This is a genomic window from Nocardiopsis suaedae, assembly GCF_027706745.1.
Taxonomy (GTDB): domain Bacteria; phylum Actinomycetota; class Actinomycetes; order Streptosporangiales; family Streptosporangiaceae; genus Nocardiopsis_A; species Nocardiopsis_A suaedae.
The window spans coordinates 1-19,923 of the sequence record NZ_JAQFWP010000038.1 but is presented as its reverse complement, the minus strand read 5'-3'; the positions used below and the strand labels follow the sequence as shown (position 1 = coordinate 19,923).

At 71.9% G+C, this 19,923-nt stretch carries 11 protein-coding genes; all 11 read left to right on the top strand.

Annotated elements, in window-relative coordinates; translation table 11 throughout:
- Nucleotides 1-280: 280 nt before the first annotated feature.
- On the top strand, nucleotides 281-4,132 hold the full coding sequence (locus O4U47_RS19095) for a phage resistance protein (protein WP_270679261.1): 3,852 nt from the start codon (nucleotides 281-283) through the stop codon (nucleotides 4,130-4,132).
- Nucleotides 4,129-7,017, top strand: coding sequence for a BREX-2 system phosphatase PglZ (pglZ, locus tag O4U47_RS19090; protein WP_270679260.1), 2,889 nt, complete (start codon nucleotides 4,129-4,131; stop codon nucleotides 7,015-7,017). Before O4U47_RS19095 ends, pglZ begins: the two co-directional genes overlap by 4 nt.
- A complete protein-coding gene (gene brxD / locus O4U47_RS19085; protein ID WP_270679259.1) occupies nucleotides 7,004-8,338 on the top strand; it encodes a BREX system ATP-binding protein BrxD in 1,335 nt (444 codons plus the stop codon). The genes pglZ and brxD overlap by 14 nt, the downstream gene beginning before the upstream one ends.
- Nucleotides 8,335-10,500 (top strand): DEAD/DEAH box helicase, encoded by a 2,166-nt coding sequence (locus tag O4U47_RS19080; protein ID WP_270679258.1) that lies wholly within the window; start codon nucleotides 8,335-8,337, stop codon nucleotides 10,498-10,500. The genes brxD and O4U47_RS19080 overlap by 4 nt, the downstream gene beginning before the upstream one ends.
- A gap of 147 nt (nucleotides 10,501-10,647) precedes the next feature.
- Complete coding sequence (locus O4U47_RS19075; protein WP_270679257.1) at nucleotides 10,648-12,087, top strand: choice-of-anchor A family protein; 1,440 nt, start codon at nucleotides 10,648-10,650, stop codon at nucleotides 12,085-12,087.
- 664 nt (nucleotides 12,088-12,751) lie between these two features.
- Nucleotides 12,752-14,170 carry a sensor histidine kinase gene (locus O4U47_RS19070; protein ID WP_270679256.1) on the top strand — a complete coding sequence of 473 codons (1,419 nt, stop codon included), beginning with the start codon at nucleotides 12,752-12,754 and terminating at the stop codon, nucleotides 14,168-14,170.
- A gap of 76 nt (nucleotides 14,171-14,246) precedes the next feature.
- A complete protein-coding gene (locus tag O4U47_RS19065; protein ID WP_017624247.1) occupies nucleotides 14,247-14,672 on the top strand; it encodes a roadblock/LC7 domain-containing protein in 426 nt (141 codons plus the stop codon).
- A gap of 45 nt (nucleotides 14,673-14,717) precedes the next feature.
- Nucleotides 14,718-15,080: a DUF742 domain-containing protein gene (locus tag O4U47_RS19060; protein ID WP_270679255.1), complete on the top strand. Its 363-nt coding sequence runs from the start codon at nucleotides 14,718-14,720 to the stop codon at nucleotides 15,078-15,080.
- A gap of 13 nt (nucleotides 15,081-15,093) precedes the next feature.
- The gene (locus tag O4U47_RS19055; RefSeq protein WP_270679254.1) at nucleotides 15,094-15,651 is read left to right on the top strand and encodes a GTP-binding protein; all 558 of its coding nucleotides are present in this window, start codon (nucleotides 15,094-15,096) and stop codon (nucleotides 15,649-15,651) included.
- 43 nt (nucleotides 15,652-15,694) lie between these two features.
- Complete coding sequence (locus O4U47_RS19050) at nucleotides 15,695-16,948, top strand: styrene monooxygenase/indole monooxygenase family protein (protein WP_270679253.1); 1,254 nt, start codon at nucleotides 15,695-15,697, stop codon at nucleotides 16,946-16,948.
- A 461-nt stretch (nucleotides 16,949-17,409) separates the two neighbouring features.
- On the top strand, nucleotides 17,410-19,923 hold a 2,514-nt coding region (locus tag O4U47_RS19045), incomplete at its 3' end, for a beta-ketoacyl synthase N-terminal-like domain-containing protein (protein ID WP_270679252.1).

Genomic DNA, 19,923 nt, shown 5'->3' with positions numbered 1-19,923 from the left:
GTCCCGTCGGCTTTTCCTGTAATCCCCGCGCACTGGTGAGGCGTGTAATTCCCAGGTGTGGTGCTCCCCGGTCCCCAGCGCGCGCTTCAGTTGCAAGGACCTCCTGTCGAACAAGCGGCCCCTAACACACGATGAGATCGGGGCGCCCGCGCGCTCGGATCCTTCGTGCGGCGGTGCTCTACGCAGGAATATGGTGGGGCAGACACACAGTGACAAAACCAGCCTGCTGCGCTTCCCCCAACAGCGCATGCTTCATCAGCGGTAGAAGGGCCCCACGGCGATGGCGACACCTCCCCCCGCAGACGGTTCCGGCGGCGCCGGTGCACAGCGTGTGCTCGGCGACCTGATCGAGATCCCCGAGGCCGTCCACGACGGTGACCTCGTGTTCAAGCTCGGGGAGAGCGCAGAGTCACGCCGTGCGCAGGCCATCGCCGAGTACGTCGTCACCCCGCAGCTGGCCACCTGCTTCGAAGACGTGCTCGCCACTATCAAGGGCGCGCTGGCCCAGAACCAGTCCCGGGCCACCTACCTCAACGGCTCCTTCGGCTCCGGTAAGAGCCACTTCATGGCCGTGCTCTCCGGCATCCTCGACCACGACCCGGCCGTCCGCGGCAAGGAGCGCCTGGGCGACATCCTCTCCGGGCACGACGACTGGCTGCCCCAGGCATCCTTCATCGAGGTCAAGAGCCACCTGGTGGACGAGGACTCGCTGGAGGCGGCGATCCTCGGCGGCTACGTGCGCCAGGTCCGCAAGGAGTACCCCGACGCGCCGATCCCCGCCGTCTACCGGGCCGACGGCATGCTCGCCGACGCCGCGGAGCACCGCCGCCAGCTCGGCGACGAGGCCTTCATCGCGCAGCTGCCCGCCACGGAGTCGGCCTCCGCCGACGCTGACTCCTGGGGCAATTACGCCACCGAGCAGGCCTGGACCTCCGACAAGCTCGACCGCGCCTTCGCCGTGGCCGCCGACACCGCCGACCGGTCCGAGCGCAACCTGCGCGAGGACCTGATCAGCGCCCTGCTCGCCGGCCCCTTCCAGCGTTTCACCGGTGTGGTGCACGGCGCCGGCGACGCCTTCATCAGCCTCGACGAGGGCCTGTCGGTGGTCAGCCGCCACGCCAAGGAGCACCTCGGCAAGGACGCCGTCATCATGCTCCTGGACGAGCTGATCCTGCGCTTCACCCGGTTCATCGGCGACGAGGGCCGGGTGGCCGAGGAGGTCCAGAAGGTCGCCAAGCTGATCGAGTCCTCCGCCAGCGAGCGCCCGGCCCCCATCGTCAGCTTCGTGCCGCGCCAGGCGGACGTGCGCGACCTCGTCGGGCTGGGCGGCGGCACCGAGGGCGTCTCCTCGACCATCAAGTACTGGGACGGCCGCTTCGACCACGTCAACCTGGCCGACTCCAACCTCACCGAGGTGGTCCGCAAGCGGCTCCTCGCGCCCAAGGACGAGGCGGCGGCCGCCGAGATCGCCACCGCGTTCGAGCGGATGCGTAACGCCCGCCCCGAGGTCAAGGACACCCTCCTGGACGTGAGCGGCGGCGAGGCTGACACCTGGGAGGACTTCCAGGGCCTCTACCCCTTCAGCCCTGCCGTCCTGCACGTCATGGTCGACCTGTCGGCCGCCTTGCAGCGCCAGCGCAGCGCCCTGAAGCTCATGCTGGAACTGCTGGTCCGCAACCGAACCACGCTCCAGGTCGGGCAGCTGGTGCCGATGGGCGCCGTCTTCGACGTCCTGGTCGAGGGCGAGGTCCGCCCCTTCAAGGACCAGCTCAGCGCCGAGTACGACAAGATCCGGAACTTCTACCGCACCAAGGTCCTCCCGTGGCTGCTCGAGCGTCACGGCACCACCGAGGAGGAGGTGGCCGGCCTCGATGTGGTCGCCCCCTTCCGGCGGGAGGACCTCCTGGTCAAGACCCTGCTGCTGGCCACCCTCGTGCCGAACGTGCCCGCGCTCAAGGAGCTGACCGCTAGCCGCCTGATCGCCCTGAACCACGGCATCATCAAGGCGCGGCGGACCAACCAGGACGTGCACAAGGTCGCCGAGTTCTTCAAGACGATGAGCGGCCAGTTCGGCGAGGTCAGGGTCGGCGAGCAGACCACCAACCCCACCATCGCCCTCAACCTGCTGCGCGTGGACACCGAGTCGCTCATGCGCTCGGTGCTCTCCGCCGCGAACGACCACGACCTGCGCCGCGCCTTCCAGAAGATGCTGTGGGAGGAGCTGGGCCTGCAGGAGGGCGCCAACCGCGCCTCCATCACCTGGCGCGGCACCCAGCGCACCGTCGAGCTGGTCTTCGGCAACATCCGCGACCCGCAGATGGGCCGTGAGCAGTTCCAGCCCGAGGGGGACCAGGCCGTGCGCCTGGTGATCGACTACCCCTTCGACGACCACGGCCACAACCCCGCCGACGACTACAAGCGGATCGAGGACCTCCAGGACGAGTTCCCCGACCCGCCCGCGACCCTCGCCTGGGTGCCGCACTTCCTCTCCGAGCAGCGGATCCAGGACGCGCGCCGGATGATCATGATGGAGCGCCTCCTCGAGCCCAACGCCATCGAGGAGAAGGCCCCGGACTGGAGCAGCGAGGACCGCCGGGACGCCCGGATGCAGCTGGACAACCAGCGCGCGCAGCTCGCCCAGCAGCTCAAGGGCCTGCTCCGGGGCGCCTACGGCCTCACCGAGCCCAACGACACCGACTACAACGCCCGCGCGCACCGGGGCCACCTCGCCCCGCTGCTCCCCAACGCGCAGGTCACCCTCGAGGCCGGAAGCAGTTTCCCCTCCGCCATGGAGCGGATCATGTGCGGCCTGCTCGACAACATCTATCCCGAGCACCCCGACTTCTCCGCGTTCTCGGGCAAGACCCCCCTTCGGCGCCAGGACCTGTCGGCGACGCTTAAGGCCGTCGAGCAGGCCAAGGGCGTCAAGCTGCAGAACTACACCCCGGAGAAGACCGACCTCCCCGTTCTGCGCCGCGTGGCCAACCCCCTCGACATCGCGCAGGTCAGCGAGGTCTTCGTGCTGCGCGGCACCTGGACCCAGCGCCTCGACAAGCTCGCGGGGTCGGCACAGACCGACACCACCGACATCCGCGTGCGGGACCTGAAGGCGTGGATCCGGGAAACGGAGAAGGGGCACGGCCTCACCGAGGACCTCGTCGACCTCATCGTGCAGGTGTACGCGATCGAGACCGACCGCGCCTGGCTGCGCGGAGGCGCCCGCTTCACCGACGTCGCTTTCGGGCGGCTCCACGGCGACATCGTCCTGCACCGGCAGGCGCTCCCATCAGAGGAGGAGTTCGACCGCGCGAACGAGCGCGCGGCCCAGCTCTTCGGGCTGGCCAGAGCGCCCCTGCGCAACGCCGCCGCGGTCCAGCGGATGGCCGAGCAGCTCAAGGGGCAGATGGCGCCCAAGCTGGGCAACGTCGGCATGCTCGTCGCCGAACTGGAGCAGCGGGCCGACCTGCTTCACCTGGACGACGACTCGCCCCGACTGCGCACGGCCCGGGTGCTGAAGGACCTCATCGAGGACCTCCGCGACCAGACCGACGACACCGCGCTGGTCAGTGCGCTGGGCCGGGCCGACCTCCCCGGCGACCTGGGCGTCTACAAGGCGTCGCTGGACGGTGCCTACAACCTCGCGCAGAAGATGCAGAACACCCGGTGGGAGCCGCTGGAGGCGCTCGTCGAGCGCGCCGGTGACCCCGATGCGCTGGGGGAGTTCTCCGCCGAGCAGCTCACGCGGCTGCGCAGCACCGCCTATGCCAACGACACGCAGCAGGCCCGCTTGGCGACGGTCCTCGACCATGTCGTCAACGAGGCGATGAAGAGGCTGCTCAGCAAGGGCGGAGAGACGAAGCCCGTCAATCGGACAGGGACCACCACCGACCCGGGTGGCCGCGACCTCTTCGACGGCGACGGATCCACGGCGGGGACGCGGGTGGCTCGGGGCGGGGGCATCGAAGGCACCGCCCCCGAGAGCGGCCCGCCGGGGGACCCAGGTGACACCGCTGTGGCCTCCGCACGCCTCGACCCTGGGCAGGACGCCGCCGCCCTCGTCCAGCGCCTTCGGGAACAGCTGGGCATCGATGACGAGGCGGCCATCGAGATCACCGTGCGGGTGGCCGAGTGAGCCCCGCACCCGGAGCCGCGGTGCGGCAGGTCACCGAGGACGCGGTGAAGGCGGCCCTGCGGCGCGCCCTGGTCGTCGAGCAGAACCGCGCCGCGGGAGGGCGCCCGCCGTCGGCCGCCCGGGTCCTGGCGGTCGCCGCGGCGCCCGTATGGGACGGCCCCGACACCATCGAGATCGCCACCGACGGAGAAGACCCCGTGCGCGCCCGCGTCGCCCCGGCCGACAGCGTCCTCGCCGTGCTCAGGGAACTCGAGCGCCCGCAGAAAGAGGGCGACGCCGACTACGTCGTGGTCCTCACCCCCCGCGAGCGTGCGGAGTTCGGCGACGCCCTCCTCGGGCGGTTCCTCGGCGAGGACATCGCCCGGATCAACAACTGGGACCTCGTCGCCGACGAGGTGGGCGCCAAGCGCGTCGACCCGCGGCTGTACTCCAGCCGGTGGATCTGGCTCGCCGACTCCCTCAACGACGTCCGCCGGACCCACGGCCTGAGGTTCGGCAGCGGCGTCATCCGTCTCGACGAGGCACTCGGCACCGTCGCCGCGGTGCGGTTCGGCCGCCGTCCGGACGAGCGCCTGGACGCGGCCGGACTGCTCGAATGGACGCGCCACCCAGAAGCGGTCCAGGCGTTCACGCTGCTGGGCGAGGATGAGCGGGTGGAGCTCCGCCGCCACCTGGAGGAGGAGATCGGGGCCGTCGCACGGTGCGTGTTCCGGCTCCTTGACAGCGGACAGGCCCTCGAATCGCTGCCCATCGGGCTCGCCCTGGCCGAACTCGCGGGCGAGGACGCCAGTGGCGGCAAAGGCGGCAAGGGCGGTCGTGCGAAAGGCGCGGAGGACGCCTGGGTCCGCGCCGAGGAGCGGTTCTTCCGGGCCTCGAAGCCCAATACGCGGGACCTTCGCGCATACGGGCAGGCATGCACCGGGGCGCTCCTGCGCCTGCTGGGCGCCCACGAGGACGACGCCGCGACCGACCTGATCCGTCGTACCGAAGGGATCCTCGAGTCGCTCGGCGCCGAAGAGGCGGCGAAGGCCAGCAGGGTCCTGGAGAGTGGGCTGAACGCCCGGCTGGCGGCCTTGGGAACGGCGATCGACGCCGCCCTCGCACGGGGTACCTCCCTCAAGGGCGTCGAAGACGCCTACCTCCATGTCCGCGACCACCGGCGCCACGACCCCGCCGATCACCGCGGCAGGGCCGCCGCCGCGGCCGTCCGGCTCATGCGGCGGCTGGCCTCTGGGCCCCTCGTCCCCGGCAGCACCGAGCAGTGGGTCGCGGCCCATGTCCACCAGACGGGGTGGGTGGACCAGGCGGCCAATGTCATCCGCCTTGCGCACGCAGGGGTCCACGCGTTCGACTCCGCCCTGGCGAACCTCCGCGAGCGCGTGCGCGACTGGCGCGCGGACTTCGACCGCGGGTTCGCGGGCAGGATCGTCGCGTGGAACAACGGGGCCTCGCCGACGGACGCGCTCACCCGGTCGGAGAACCTGCAGGCCGCCATCGCCGCCCCCCTCGCACGGAGCACGCGGCGTGCGCCGCTCATCATCGTGCTGGACGGCATGAGCTGGGATGTCGCGGTGCAGATCGGTGCGGAGATCTCGATCGGCGGCCGGTTCGCCGAGATCGCCCAGGGGGATGCCGAGAAGGCCGAGCGCACCGGGGCACTGTCCACGATCCCGTCGGTCACCACCTGCTCGCGGACCTCCCTGCTCAGCGGCCGGCTGGTCAGCGGAGGCCAGGCGGTGGAGGAGAGCGGGTTCAAGGAGCTGTGGGCCTCCCACGAGTTCGGAGAGCGCAAAGCGGTGCTCTTCCATCAGCGGGACTTGGAAGCCAGGCCAGGGATGCTCCTGCCCGCGGAGGTCCAAAAGGCCATCGACGAGACCGAGGTCGACGGGACCGAGATCGCGGTCGGCGTCGTCATCAACACCGTAGACAACGCCCTCGACAAAGGCAGGGAGGCGCACACCTCCGAGTGGAGGGTCGGGGACCTGGGCAAGCTCGGTGCGCTGCTGGACGCCGCGGCGCGCGCGGGCCGACCGGTCGTCATCACCTCCGACCACGGGCACGTGTGGGACGGAGGCGAGTCGGTCAAGACGCGCGAGGGCGAGGCCGCGCGCTTCCGCACCGGGGAACCGGAAGACGGTGAACTCGAGGCCACCGGCGACCGTGTTCTGGAGGGCGACGGGCGGCTCGTCGTTCCCTACGACGAGCGCATCCGCTACACGAACCGCCGGGAGGGATACCACGGCGGCGTATCCGCCGCCGAAATGGTCATCCCGGTCCTGGTCTTCGTCCTCGTGGCCGACGGCGTGCCCGAAGGGTGGACGCGCCTCTCCCCGGCGGGGGTCGAACCCGTCTGGTGGACTCAGCGCGCCGCCGCGGACGCGGCCGTCGACAGCGCGGTCGACGAGAGGCCGGAACGTAAGAAGGCACGGGACGGCGGCGGCGCGAAAGCGACGACAGGGGCCAAGCGCCCGCCGGTTCAGGAATCCGCGCTCTTCGCTGCCGAGGAGGTCCAGGAAGCCGGAGAAGCCCGGCGGGAGACTCTCGGGGACAAGGTGGTGGCCAGCGCGCGGTTCCAGAACAGTCGGCGCCGGGTCAAGTCAGCGCCCGAGCCCGGTGAGATCGCGCAGATCATCGACGCTCTGGCCGCGACCGGTGACACGCGCCCGCGCCTGCCCGCCGTCGACCTCGTGCGCGGCCTCAAGGGGAAGGAGAAGCTGGGGCGCCCGCGTGCCCTCCGCATCCTGAAGATGGTCACGAAGGTGCTCAACATCGAGATGTATCCCGTGCTCACCCTGCCGGACGGCGAGCGGAGCGCCGAACTCAACCTGGAGCTGCTGCGCCGCCAGTTCCTGGACCTGGACGGAGGCGGCCGTGCTCGACGTTAGCCCTGCCCGCAGGGACGAGGTGATCGGCGCCCTGCGCCGCGGGACGGTCCCGCATGCCGGGCTCGACGTGTTCGCCGTGGGGCTGGAGCGGTTCGAGAGCGCCCTGGACAAGGAGCTCACCGAGGCGAGCGGCGGTTCGGGCGGGTTCAAGGCCGTGCGGGGCGAGTACGGAGCCGGCAAGACCTTCTTCGCGCGGTGGCTCGCCGAGCGCGCCAAGAAGAAGGCCGACGGCCAGTACGCCGTCGCCGAGATCCAGGTCTCGGAGACCGAGACACCCCTGCACCGTCTCGAGACCGTGTACCGCAGGCTGTGCGAGAGCCTGTCCACGGACACTCAGGGACCGGGGGCGCTGCGCGACCTGGTCGACAACTGGCTCTACACCCTCGAACAGGAGGCGCTGAACGAAGGCGCCGCCACTGAGGACGACGAGGAGGGCCTCGACGAGGAGATCGCCAGGCGCCTCGAGCGGCGTCTGGCCCCCGTCGCGAGCGCGAACCCCGGCTTCGCCGCCGCGCTGCGCGGCTACCACCGTGCCCAGGCCGAGGGCGAGGACGCCACGGCCGAGGGGCTGATCGCCTGGCTCGGAGGCCAGCCGAACGTCTCCGCCTCCATCAAGCGCTACGCGGGGATCAAGGGCGACCTGGACCACTTCGGGGCTCTCACGGCGCTCCGAGGCCTGCTCCTGCTGCTCCGGGACTGCGGGCACGCCGGGATGCTGGTGGTCCTCGACGAGTTGGAGACGCTCCAGCGCGCCCGGACCGACAGCCGGGAGAAGGCCCTCAACGCGCTGCGGCAGCTCCTGGACGAGATCGCCAACCAGCGGTTCCCGGGGCTGTACCTGGTGATCACCGGGACTCCGGCGTTCTTCGACGGGCCGCAAGGTGTGCAGCGGCTCGCCCCGCTCGCCCAGAGGCTCGCGACCGACTTCCTGCCCGACCCCCGGCACGACAATCCCAAGGCCGCCCAGATCCGGCTGACCGGCTTCGACCTGGCCAAGCTCCAAGGCCTGGGGGAGACGGTGCGGGACCTGTACACGATCGGGGCCGACGCCCCGGACCGGGTGCGGGAACGGATCGATGATGCGTTCATCGGCGACTTCGCGGCCTCGGTCGCAGGGGAGCTGGGAGGCCGTGCGGGAATCGCTCCGCGCATGTTCCTGCGCAAGCTCGTGGACGTGATGGACCGTGTGGACCAGATCGAGGACTTCGATCCCCGCGTTCACTACCGACTGAAGATCACCGGGGAGGAACTCTCGGAGAGCGAGCGCAACGCCTGGGCGCAGAAGGCCGACGACCCCGACGAGGTGGAGCTCGACCTGTGAACGGGAGCGTGTCGGACGACCCCGGCGGCCCGGACGGCCTCGACCTGCTCCACCCCACGCTCGCCTACCACGTGGTCAACACCCTCGGGTGGCAGGGACTGAGGCCGTTGCAGATGGAGTCCCTCGCGCCGCTCACCGCGGGGGAGGACGGGCTGCTCCTGGCCCCGACCGCCGGGGGCAAGACCGAGGCGGCGCTCTTCCCGCTCCTGACCAGAACGGCGAGTGCCCCCGAAGGCCTGACGATCCTCTACGTCTGCCCGATCAAGGCGCTGCTCAACAACCTGCTGCCGCGGGTGCAGGCCTACGCGGGATGGCTGGGGCGGACAGCCGCTCTGTGGCACGGTGACGTGACCACGGCCGCCCGGCAGCGGATTCTGCGCGACCGTCCTCACGTACTGCTGACCACGCCTGAATCGATCGAGGCGATGCTCGTCAGCACCAAGGTGGACCACCGGGACCTGTTCAAGCAGGTCGAAGCGGTCGTCGTGGACGAGGTGCACGCTTTCGCCGGGGACGACCGGGGGTGGCACCTGCTCGCCGTTCTGGAGAGGCTGACCCGGCTCCGGGGGCGGCCGATCCAGCGGGTGGGGCTGTCGGCGACCGTGGGCAACCCCGAGGCCCTGCTGACATGGCTTCAGGGCTCGGAGAGCGGGGCCCAGGCGGGGCGCGTCATCGCGCCGGGCGTCGACCTGTGGCGGCCCGTCGGGGAAGGCGGGGAGCAGACACCCCCTCCGCCTGGTGACGTCACCCTCGACTACGTCGGGACGATCCCCAACGCCGCGAAGGTGATCGCTGCCCTGCATCGGGGCGAGAAGCGCCTGGTGTTCTGCGACTCGCGGAAGACGGTCGAGGAGCTCGGGGCGGCCCTGCGAGGACGGGGCGTCACCACCTTCCTCTCCCATGCCTCTCTCTCGGTGGACGAACGACGCCGGGCGGAGCAGGCCTTCTCCGAAGCACGCGATTGCGTCATCGTCGCCACCAGCACCTTGGAGCTGGGGATCGACGTCGGGGACCTCGACAGGGTCATCCAGATCGATGCCCCGGGCGCGGTGGCGTCCTTCCTCCAGAGGATCGGGCGCACCGGGCGGAGAGCGGGGACGGAGCGGAACTGCCTGTTCCTCGCGACGGGCGAGCACGGCCTGCTCCGGGCCGCCGCACTCCTGCGGCTTTGGGGGAGACACTGGGTGGAGCCGGTCGAACCCACGCCTGAGCCGCGGCACATCGCCGCCCAGCAGATCCTTGCGCTCTGCCTTCAAGAGGGAGAGGTCGGCGAGGCGCTCTGGCCGGAGTGGTGGGGCGGCCTCGAGCCCTTCCGGGAGGCGAAGGCGATCGCCGAACACCTGGTCGCGAACGGCTTCGTCGAGACCGACGGCGGGATGATGCTCATCGGGCCCGAGGCGGAGAAGAGGTTCGGCTTCCGGTACTTCCGGGACCTGACCAGCGTCTTCACGGCTCCGCCGCAGTTCACCGTGCTTCATGGGCGAACCGAGGTCGGGCACATCGACCCTGCCCTCCTCGCCTTCGAGGAAGGCTCCCCCGGCCCGCGCCGGCTGCTGCTGGCGGGTCGGACCTGGGGGGTGGCGTGGGTCGACTGGCGTCGCCAGCGCTGCCACGTGGAGCCCGTGGACGGGGAGGGCGGCAAGGCCCGCTGGGATTCCGGGGGCGTGCTGGGCGCCTCGTTCGACCTGACGCGGTCGATCAGGTCGGTCCTGCTGGGAGAGAACCCTCCCGTGAGACTCACGCACAGGGCCGAAGAGGCCTTGGCCAAGGCGCGCGAAGCGCACATCGATCGCATCCACCCGGGGGGATCCGTCATCGTCAGGGACGGGAAGGGCGACCTGAAGTGGTGGACGTGGGCCGGTGCGCGGGCGAACCTGACGCTGGTCGCGACCCTTGGGGGAGTGGTCGACGCCAAACAGCGGGTCGGTGACGCCTGGGTCCGCCTGAGGGCGGATCTCGAGCCGGGGGAGTGGAAGGAGGCCATCGCGGAGGTGGAGGGGCGTCTGGCTCTGCCTGAGGCCGCTCCCCGTGCTCTGGAAGGGCTCAAGTTCAGTGCGGCCCTCCCCGAGGAACTGGCGGAGCGGACGCTGGCCATGCGCTTGTCGGACGTTTCCGGGGCCCAGACCCTGCTCGCCGAGCCCACGCGGTTCGTCCTGGGGTGAGCCCGGTCCTGAGTGATGGGGAAGTATTTACCCCGCACCGCCCCGTGGAGCGTGAACACGGTCTGTGATGAATGTGACGCTCCATGTATGGGAACCAACGTCGACGTCGAGACCGGCCGGACTCGGTGGTCACTGAGGTGGCGGGCCGTGGGGATTCTGGGGACCGGGGTCGCGGGGGCCGCGGTGCTCGCCGGGTCGCTCGCGCTCACCAGTGTCGCCGCCACCCTCCCCGGCGGGCTCGGGCCGTGCGTGCCGGGCGACTGCCCGGACGAATATCCCGACCCGAACAATGGAGCCATCGCGGGGCGTGACAACGGGATCAACATCTTCGTCGGCGGCGACATGCTCGTCCGGGAGGGCGCCGCCGAGGCCGAGGGGAAGATCGTCGTCCTCGGCGGCTTCGACCAGGACAAGAGTGCGGGCGTCTCGCAGGTCTACAACGTCGGCATCGTCGGCGTCGGGTCGCGGGTGCCGCCCGACGACGGGACCGACTTCCTCACCGTCGGCGGGGACCTCTCCGTGGCCGACGGACAGCGGCTCCTCGCCGAGGAGGGGAGCGTCCACGGGGCCGTGCCCTACGGGGGTGGCCGGCAAGGCGGCGGGACCGTCAGCCCGACCGAGGTGCAGGACTCCGACGCCGCGGCGCCGTACACCGACCTCCGCCCGCAACTGGAGGAGGCCAGCAGCTGCTATGCCTACCCCGAAGGTGAGTTGCGGGAGGCCACAGGCACTGCGGACAACCAGGGGCACCAGACCGTGTTCACCGGGGACGGGGCCTCGTCGCTCCAGGTGTTCAACGTCGACTTCGACATGGTCGGCCCCAGCGGCGGCATGCAGAGCATCACCTTCGCAGGCATCCCCGACGACGCCACCGTCCTGATCAACGTGATCGGCGACGAGCCCACCCTGAACATCAACCAGAGCTTCGTCCCCGACGGGCTCCGGGAGAGGATGCTCTGGAACTTCCCCGACGCCACCACGGTGAACATGAAGGGGACCGATCAGTTCCAGGGCAGTGTGCTCGTCGGGAACCCGGCCAGCACGACGCACCTGTCCATGCCGGGCACCAACGGGCGCTTCTTCACCACGGGCACCCTCTCCCATGAGTCGGACGGAGGCGGCGGCCAGGAGATGCACGCCTACCCGTTCAACGGCGACCTGCCCGAGTGCACCGAACCGTCGCCCTCCCCGTCCCCGTCTCCCACGGTGTCGCCGAGCCCGAGCCCGAGCGTGTCACCGACTCCGAACCCCGAGCCGACGGTCTCTCCGACGCCCGGTCCGAGCCCGACCGACCCGGACGATCCGACGCCGGAGCCGACACCGACGCCGGAGCCGACACCTGAGCCGGACCCGACCCCGGAACCCACGCCGGAGCCGACCGAGAGCTCCGACGTTCCCGGCCCCGGACCCGGGCCGGACGGGGGCGGCTACGACGGCTACGACGGTGCCGGTGACGGCGGCGGGCTCGCGCTGACCGGGCCCGCGGTCGGCGGGCTCGCCGCGGCGGGGCTGGTCCTGCTCGCCCTCGGCGGGCTGGCCGTCCACTCCTCGCGCCGGAAGCGGGCCCAGGGGGACGGGCCCATGTGACGGATGCGGCGGTGCCGCCCCTTCCGCCCCGGCCGGAATTTCCGGTCGGGGCGGGTTTCTGTGTCCGGATTACGGTGGTTCCGCATCGTCCGACCGGTGTGGTGATTGCTAATCCGCTTAGTAGGAGGCGGAAAGAAGGGGAATGCAACGGGTGCGTTCCCGGTGAAACGTGTGAAGTGGGGCGACGGGGTTCCGGTTCGCGCCCGGATCCCCTGTGGCCTGGGGGTTTGCGAGTTCTCAGGATTCTCTTCGTTTTCCTGATGCGGGCGTGTCGTGCTTGCTATCGTGGGCCATCGAATCGGTCGAACGCCGATGGTTCGACCGAAACCCCGACTTCGGTGTGCGGAATACCCCCTGTGATCGGAGGCCGCTTTCCCGGCGGGGCGGAATGGCCGACACGCCCGTTCCCGCCCCGGCGGTTCCACCCGCACCACCCGCGGAGCCGCGGCGCTCGCCCCCGTTGAGCGCGGCGAGCGGTCCCGCGGCCCAAGCTCGCCCCACCTGTTAGAGGAGACGTGTTGTGGCAAACGCGCCGTCACCGCCAGGTCGCGATGGCAACCCGTTAGCGCACATGATGACGAACGACAACGCACGCCACAGGCAGCCCGGGCGGTTCCGCCGGCTCATGGCCCGCATGGGCCTGGCCCGCAGGGATCCGGATCCGGTGGCCGATCCCCCCGCCCCCGCCGCAGAGCGGCCGGCGGCCGACGGCACGGCCGAGCACCGGTTCGACCACCCGCAGCGGCCGGCCCCGCCCTCGCCCTACACCGCCCCCGACCCGGCGCCGCAGGCGCACCCCCCGCAGGGGGGACCGCCCCCCGCGGGCTCCGCCCCGGGGACCGGCGGCTACGCGCGCCCGCAGACGCCCCCCGGCGGCGGCCTCCGCCCCTCGCAGGGGCGCGGCGTCCCCGCGGCGCAGGGCGCGGCGCGGGGTTCCGCCCCGGTCGGCGGCCCCGGCGCGTCCTTCGGCGGCGGCGCCCACGGCGCCTTCCCCGGCGGCCCACCCGACGGGGGCGCGCTCAACGGGGGCGGGACGGCCACCGCGGTGCGCCCGGACACGGTCCGCATGACCGACTTCATGGCGGGGATGGCCATGCGCGACCTCAACCTGGTCGACGCGCTGCTGGCCACGGTCGAGGAGCTGGAGGACACCGCCGACGACCCCAGCCTGATGGACCGGCTGTTCGAGATCGACAACCTCGCCACCCGGATGCGGCGGCACAGCGAGAACCTGCTGCTGCTGACCGACCAGACCACCGTCGAGCCCGACGAGGAGCCGGTCTCGGTCCTGGACGTCGCCCGCGCCGCCATCTCCGAGATCAAGGACTATCCGCGGGTCCAGGTGGGCCGCCTGCCCAACGGTTTCGTGGTGGGCACCGCCGCCGACGACATCAGCCACCTGCTGGCCGAGCTGCTGGACAACGCCACCCAGCACTCGCCCGAGCACGCCCAGGTCGTGATCAGCGCCCAGCCCATGGCCGACGGCGGCCTGCTCTACATCGTCGAGGACGAGGGCGTCGGCCTGCCGCGCGAGGAGGTCGCCGACCTCAACTCCCGGCTCACCGGCCCGCCCCGGCTCGACCAGCGCGCCCTGCGCCATATGGGCCTGTACGTGGCCAGCCGCATCGCCTACCGGCACGGGCTCACCGTCCAGCTGGAGGCGCGCGCCTTCCGCGGCGTCAGCGCCTACGCGGTCGTCCCGGCGAGCCTGCTCACCGACAAGGGGCCCCGCCCCGAGCGCGGCAAGGGCATGACGGCCAGCCGCAACACCCCGTCGCTGCCGCCCCGCCCGCAGCAGTACCCCCCGCCGCGCCCGGTGCCGCAGCCCGGGGACGAGCACAAGTCCGCGATCACCGAGGCGGGCCTGCCCCGGCGCAGCGCCCACCGCGACCCGGCCAAGGCCGCGATGCTCCAGCAGATCGCCCAGGACCTGGTGGCCGAGGACAACACGGCCGCCGCCCCCGGCGGGCGGCACCACGGCCGCTCCGAGGAGGGCTCGGTGGAGGACCGGGCCGCCCGGATCCGCGATGAGCTCGGCGGCTTCCTGGAGGGCGAGCAGGCGGCGTACCGGGAGAAGGAGTGAGCGGGCACCCGGCCGCCGCCGGCGGCCCCGCGCCGCACGGACCCCAGACCACTGCTGACAAGAGGCGGATACACCCATGAACGAGCAGTTGACCGTGAGCGCCGAGGACTTCTCCTTCCTCGTCTCCAACTTCGTCCGCGACACCCACGGGGCCGAGCACGCGATCGTCGTCTCCTCGGACGGCCTGCTGCTGACCGCCTCCCGGGACTTCCCCGGGGAGCACGCCGAGCAGCTCGCCGCCATCGCCAGCGGTCTGCAGAGCCTGGCCCTGGGCGGCTCCAAGCTCTTCGACAAGGGCGAGTGCCAGTCGCTCATCGTGCGCATGCGCGAGGGGCACCTGATCGTGATGGCCATCAGCGACGGGTCCTGCCTGGCCGTGCTCAGCGATCGGCGCGCGCAGATGAACGTCGTCGCCTACGAGATGACCCGCCTGGTGGAGCGCGTGGCGCACGTGCTCACCCCGCAGCTCCGCACGGAGCTGCGCGAGGTCGTCGGGAAGTGACCCGGTGGCACGGACGGCACGGAACATGAAGAGGATGCCACTGTTATGAGCAACCGCAGGCGCAGGGGCGGCACACGGATCCGCTCCTTCACCTTCACCGGTGGGCGGACCCGGTCGCGGCATCCGCTCATGGTGCAGACGCTCGTGTCCACCGGCGACCCGGGCCACGACCCGCCCGAGAACCTGATGCCCGAGTCCCAGGACATCTACCTGCTCTGCCGGGAGACGCGGTCGGTCGCCGAGGTCTCGGCCGAGCTGAAGATCCCGCTGGGGGTCGCCCAGGTGCTGCTCAGCGATCTCGCCGAGCTGGGCCTCGTGTACATCCACCCCACCATCACGGGCTCCAGCCCGTCGGAAAACCAGGTTCTCGAGAGGGCTCTCCGTGGTCTCGAACGACTTTTCCAGTGACGCCCGGACGAAGATGTCGACGAAGATCGTGGTCGCCGGAGGGTTCGGCGCCGGCAAGACCACGCTCGTCGGCTCCGTCAGCGAGATCCCGCCGGTGACCACCGAGGCGGTCATGACCGAGGCCAGCGTCGCCCACGACGACCTGTCCGCGACGCCGACCAAGGTCACCACCACCGTCGCGATGGACTTCGGCCGGATCACCGTCGACCAGCAACTCATCATGTACATGTTCGGCACGCCCGGCCAGGCGCGGTTCTGGTTCATGTGGGACGACCTGATCCGCGGCGCGGTGGGCGCGGTCGTGGTGGTGGACTGCCGCAGGCTCGCCGACAGCTTCGACGCCGTCGACTACTTCGAGACCAACCGGCGCATCCCCTACATCGTGGCGCTGAACAAGTTCGACGGCCGCCTCGACTTCAACGCCGAACAGGTGCGCGAGGCGCTGGAGGTGAGCCCGGACGTGCCCATCGTCGACTTCGACGCCCGGGACCGCACCTCCGGGGGCGCGGTGCTCAAGACCCTGCTCCGGTACGCGCTGCAGTCCAACGCCGCGGCGGAGCCGGTCGGCTGACCCCTCCGGCAGGCCGCCTCTCGTGGAGTAAGGAAACACCTCAATGCGCAAGATCCTCATCGTGGGGGCGGGGCACTCGGGTCTCCAGCTCGCCCACGGGCTGCTGAACAACGGCTACGACGTCACCGTGATCACCGGGCAGACCTCGATCGAGATCCGCACCGGGCGTCCGGCGATCACGCAGCTGACCATGCCGACCGCGCTGGAACTCGAGCGCGAGCTGCACCTGGACTTCTGGAGCGCCCAGTCCCCCCAGATCGACAAGTTCAACATCGGCCTGTTCCCGCCGGGGGCGCCGCCGACGGTCATGCCCAGCCACTTCGAGCAGGGCTACGCCGTCGCGGTGGACCGGCGGGTCAAGATCGCCGACTGGCTGGAGTACTTCGAGGACTGCGGCGGGAAGGTGGTCATCCACGGGGTCACCGTCAGCGATCTCGACTACTTCTCCCGCATGTTCGACCTGATCGTGGTCGCGGTGGGCCACGGCGAGCTGGGCGCGCTGTTCGACCACGACTCCTCCCGGTTCAGCGCGGCCCGCAAGCGCGGCACGGCCCAGGCGCTGCTCTACGACGTCGAACCCGAGCAGGGGGAGAAGGAGAGCATCGGCTGGGCCGGGACCGCGCCCGCGCTGGGCTGCTTCTTCCTGGTGCCCTTCCTCACCCGGGAGGGGCACTGCCACGCGCTGTTCATGAGCGAGCGCCCCAGCGACGGCGTCAGCCGGTGGCCGGTACGGCCCCGCCCCGACGAGCAGCTCGCGTGGATGAAGGAGAAGCTCCGCATGCACGCGGCCCCGTACTACGAGCGGGTCCGCGACGCCGAACTGCTCGACGGCAACAGCACCACCGCGGGGGTGATCCGCCCGCAGGTGCGCAATCCCGTGGGCGTTCTGCCCTCCGGCGGCCTGGTTCTGGGCATATCCGACGTGGTCATCTCCATGGACCCATACGTGCTGCAGGGGTGGAACCATTCGGCCCGCTGTGCCAAGAGCTACCTGGACAGCATCACCGCGCACGGGGACAAGCCGTTCGACCGGGCGTTCCTGGAGCAGACGTTCGAGACGTTCTGGGACTACGGGCACACCGCGCAGCACTGGTCCGAATGGGTGTCGACCATGTGGGACCAGGACTTGCCCGACTGGGTGCAGGAGATCTTCGGTGCGATGGCGGAGGTGCCCGGGGTGGGCGACAGGCTGCTCAAAGGCTGGAACTACCCGCCCGACTTCTTCACCTGGCTCTACGATGAGCAGGGCGGCCGCAAGTGGCTGGAGGAGATCCGCGCGATGCGCGCACGGATGTAGGGCCGCCGGGGCCGGGACTCCGCCCGGACGCCGAGGGGATCGGCGTCCGGGCTTTTTGTCGCTTCCGGCACTGGTGCCACATTCGTCCCTGGTGTTCGCGGTGCGCGCCCTCCTCCGGAGCCCAATGTCCGAAATGAACTTGCATATTGCCGTGCTTATGCATGGGAGTTATGATCACCCCATTGTCAGGAGAAGGGGGCACCTATGCCTGTCTGTGGGGATCGCATATTTTGACGGTTTTCGGATCCTTCCCGAAGACGCTTCCCCGACCGGCCGCTCAACCGTGAGGATCGCCATGGCCCGGCACGAGCTCCGCACTTCGGCCGCCGCCCCCCGGGAGAGAGCCGCGCCGCGGCGACGGCGGCGCCGGCACCCTGTGGGGCCCACCGAGGCCTGAGGAGCCGGAACCCTCCCCTGACTCCCGCGCCCGCCGGAGGCGGCTCCTTTTCCTTTCCCCCTCGATGGACGTCGCGATCCTGGAGTGGATTTCCATGCGGTCGAGTGCCCGGTTCCCCGTTGCCCGCCCCGAGAGCGACGCTCCCCCCGGACCCCGGCGAACGCGTGCCGAACGCCGGGCCGGTGAGCGCCCGATCGCGATCGTCGGCATGGCCTGCCGCTTCCCCGGCGCGCCGGGGCCGGACGCCTTCCGGAGGCTGCTCGCCGAGGGGCGCGGCGCCGTGGGGGCCGTGCCCGCGGACCGCCCCTTCGCCGGGGACCCCCAGGCGGGTCCGGCGGGCCGGTTCGGCGCCTTCGTGGACCGCCCCGACCGGTTCGACGCCGACTTCTTCGGCATCTCCCCGCGCGAGGCGGCCGAGACCGACCCCCGCCAGCGCCTGATGCTGGAGCTGGGCTGGGAGGCCCTGGAGGACGCCCGCATCCCCGCCTCCGCGCTCGCCTCCACGGCCACGGGGGTGTTCGCCGGGGCGTTCGGCGACGACTACGCCCTGGAGCGCAACGAGCGCGGCGGCCCGGCCACCGCGCACACCATGGCCGGGCTGCAGCGCACCATGATCGCCAATCGGCTCTCCTACACCCTGGGCCTGCACGGGCCGAGCCTGGTGGTGGACACCGGCCAGTCGTCCTCGCTCACCGCGGTGGTGGAGGCGGTGCAGGCGCTGTGGCAGGGCGCCTGCACGGCGGCGTTCGCGGGCGGGGTGCACCTGCACCTGTCGGGGCGCGGCGCCGCCGCCGAAGCGGGGCTGGGCGGGCTGTCCCCGCAGGGGTGCTGCCGCCCGTTCGACGCGGGCGCCGACGGGTACGTGCGCGGCGAGGGGGGCGGCCTGGTGCTCCTCAAGACGCTGGAGCGGGCGCGCGCCGACGGGGACCGCGTGCACGCGGTGATCCTCGGCGGGGCGGTCGGCGGCGAGGGGGCGACCCGGGGGCTGACCGTTCCGGGGCGCGGAGGGCAGGAGGCGGTGCTGCGCGCGGCCTGCCGCTCGGCCCGGCTGGCCCCCCACCACATCCGCCATGTGGAGCTGCACGGCACCGGAACGCCCGTGGGCGACCCGGTCGAGGCCGCGGCGCTGGGCGCGGTGATGGGGGCCGGGCGCGCGCGGGACGTGCCCCTGCGGGTCGGCTCGGTCAAGTCCTCCATCGGGCACCTGGAGGCGGCCGCAGGGATCGCGGGGCTGATCAAGACGGCGCTGATGGTCCGCGACGGGGAGCTGCTGCCGACGCTCAACCACACCGAGCCGAATCCGGACATCCCGTTGGACCGGCTGCGGCTGCGCGTGCAGACCGAGCGGGAGCCGTTCGGGGGCGGCGGCACGCCGGCGGCGGGCGTGTCGTCGTTCGGGATGGGCGGCACCGACTGCCACGTGGTGCTCGCGGGGCCGCCGCCCCCGCCGCGGGCGGTGTGGCCCCGCGCGCGCTTCGTGCGGCCCCGCGCGGAGGGGGGCGCCCCCGGCGGTGCGACCTGGTGGGTGCTGTCCGGGGCGAGCGAGGAGGGGCTGCGCGCGCAGGCGGCGCGGCTGCACGCCCGCCTGGCCGATGAGCCGGCGGTGGAGGACGGCGGCGTCGACGAGACCGACGCCGACATCGGGCTGACGCTCGCCGCCGGGCGGACGGCGCTGGAGCACCGCGCGGCGGTGTGCGGGCGCGACCGCGCCGCGCTGCTCCGGGGGGTGGCGGCCGTCGCGGAGGGGAGGGCGGCCGAGGGCGTCGTCACCGGCCGCGTGCGCACGCCGGCCGCGGACGGGGGCACGGACGGGGACACGGACGGGCCGGAGGTCTCCCGGGCCGCATCCCCCGGCGAGCTGTTCTGCGCGGGCGCCGAGCGGCGGGTGGACTGGCGCGCCCTGTTCGGGGAGGACGCGCGGATGGTGGACCTGCCCACCTACGCGTTCCAGCGCCGCCGCCACTGGTTCGGGGAGGGGGACGGCGGCGGGCATGGGGAGGGCGCCGCCGCGCCGGAGCACCGGCCCGGTGCCGCCCCCCTCGACCTGGTGCGCGGGCACGCTGCCCGGGTCCTCGGGCACCCGTCCGCGGACGCGGTCGACCCCGGGACGGCCTTCCGCGACCTCGGCTTCGACTCGGCCCTCGGCACCGAGCTGCGCCGGGCGCTCGAACAGGAGCTGGGGCGGCGGCTGCCCGCCGGGCTCGTCTACGACCACCCCACGCCCGAGCGCCTGGCCCTCTTCCTGGACCGCGGACGGGAGGAGGCGGGCGCCGAGGACCGTCCCCGGGCGGGTCGGCGGCCGGGGGCCCACACGGCCGAACCCATCGCGGTCACCGCCATGGCCTGCCGGTTCCCCGGCGGCGCGGACACTCCCGAGCGGTTCTGGGAGCTGCTGGCCGGGGAGCGCGACGCCACCGGGCCGTTCCCTGTGGACCGGGGATGGGACCCCGCCCTCTCGCGCCCGGGCGGCGAGGGCTCCGGAAGTCGCGTGGGCAGGGGCGGGTTCCTGCACGGTGCGGCCGAGTTCGACGCGGCGTTCTTCGGGATCAGCCCGCGCGAGGCGGCGGCGATGGACCCG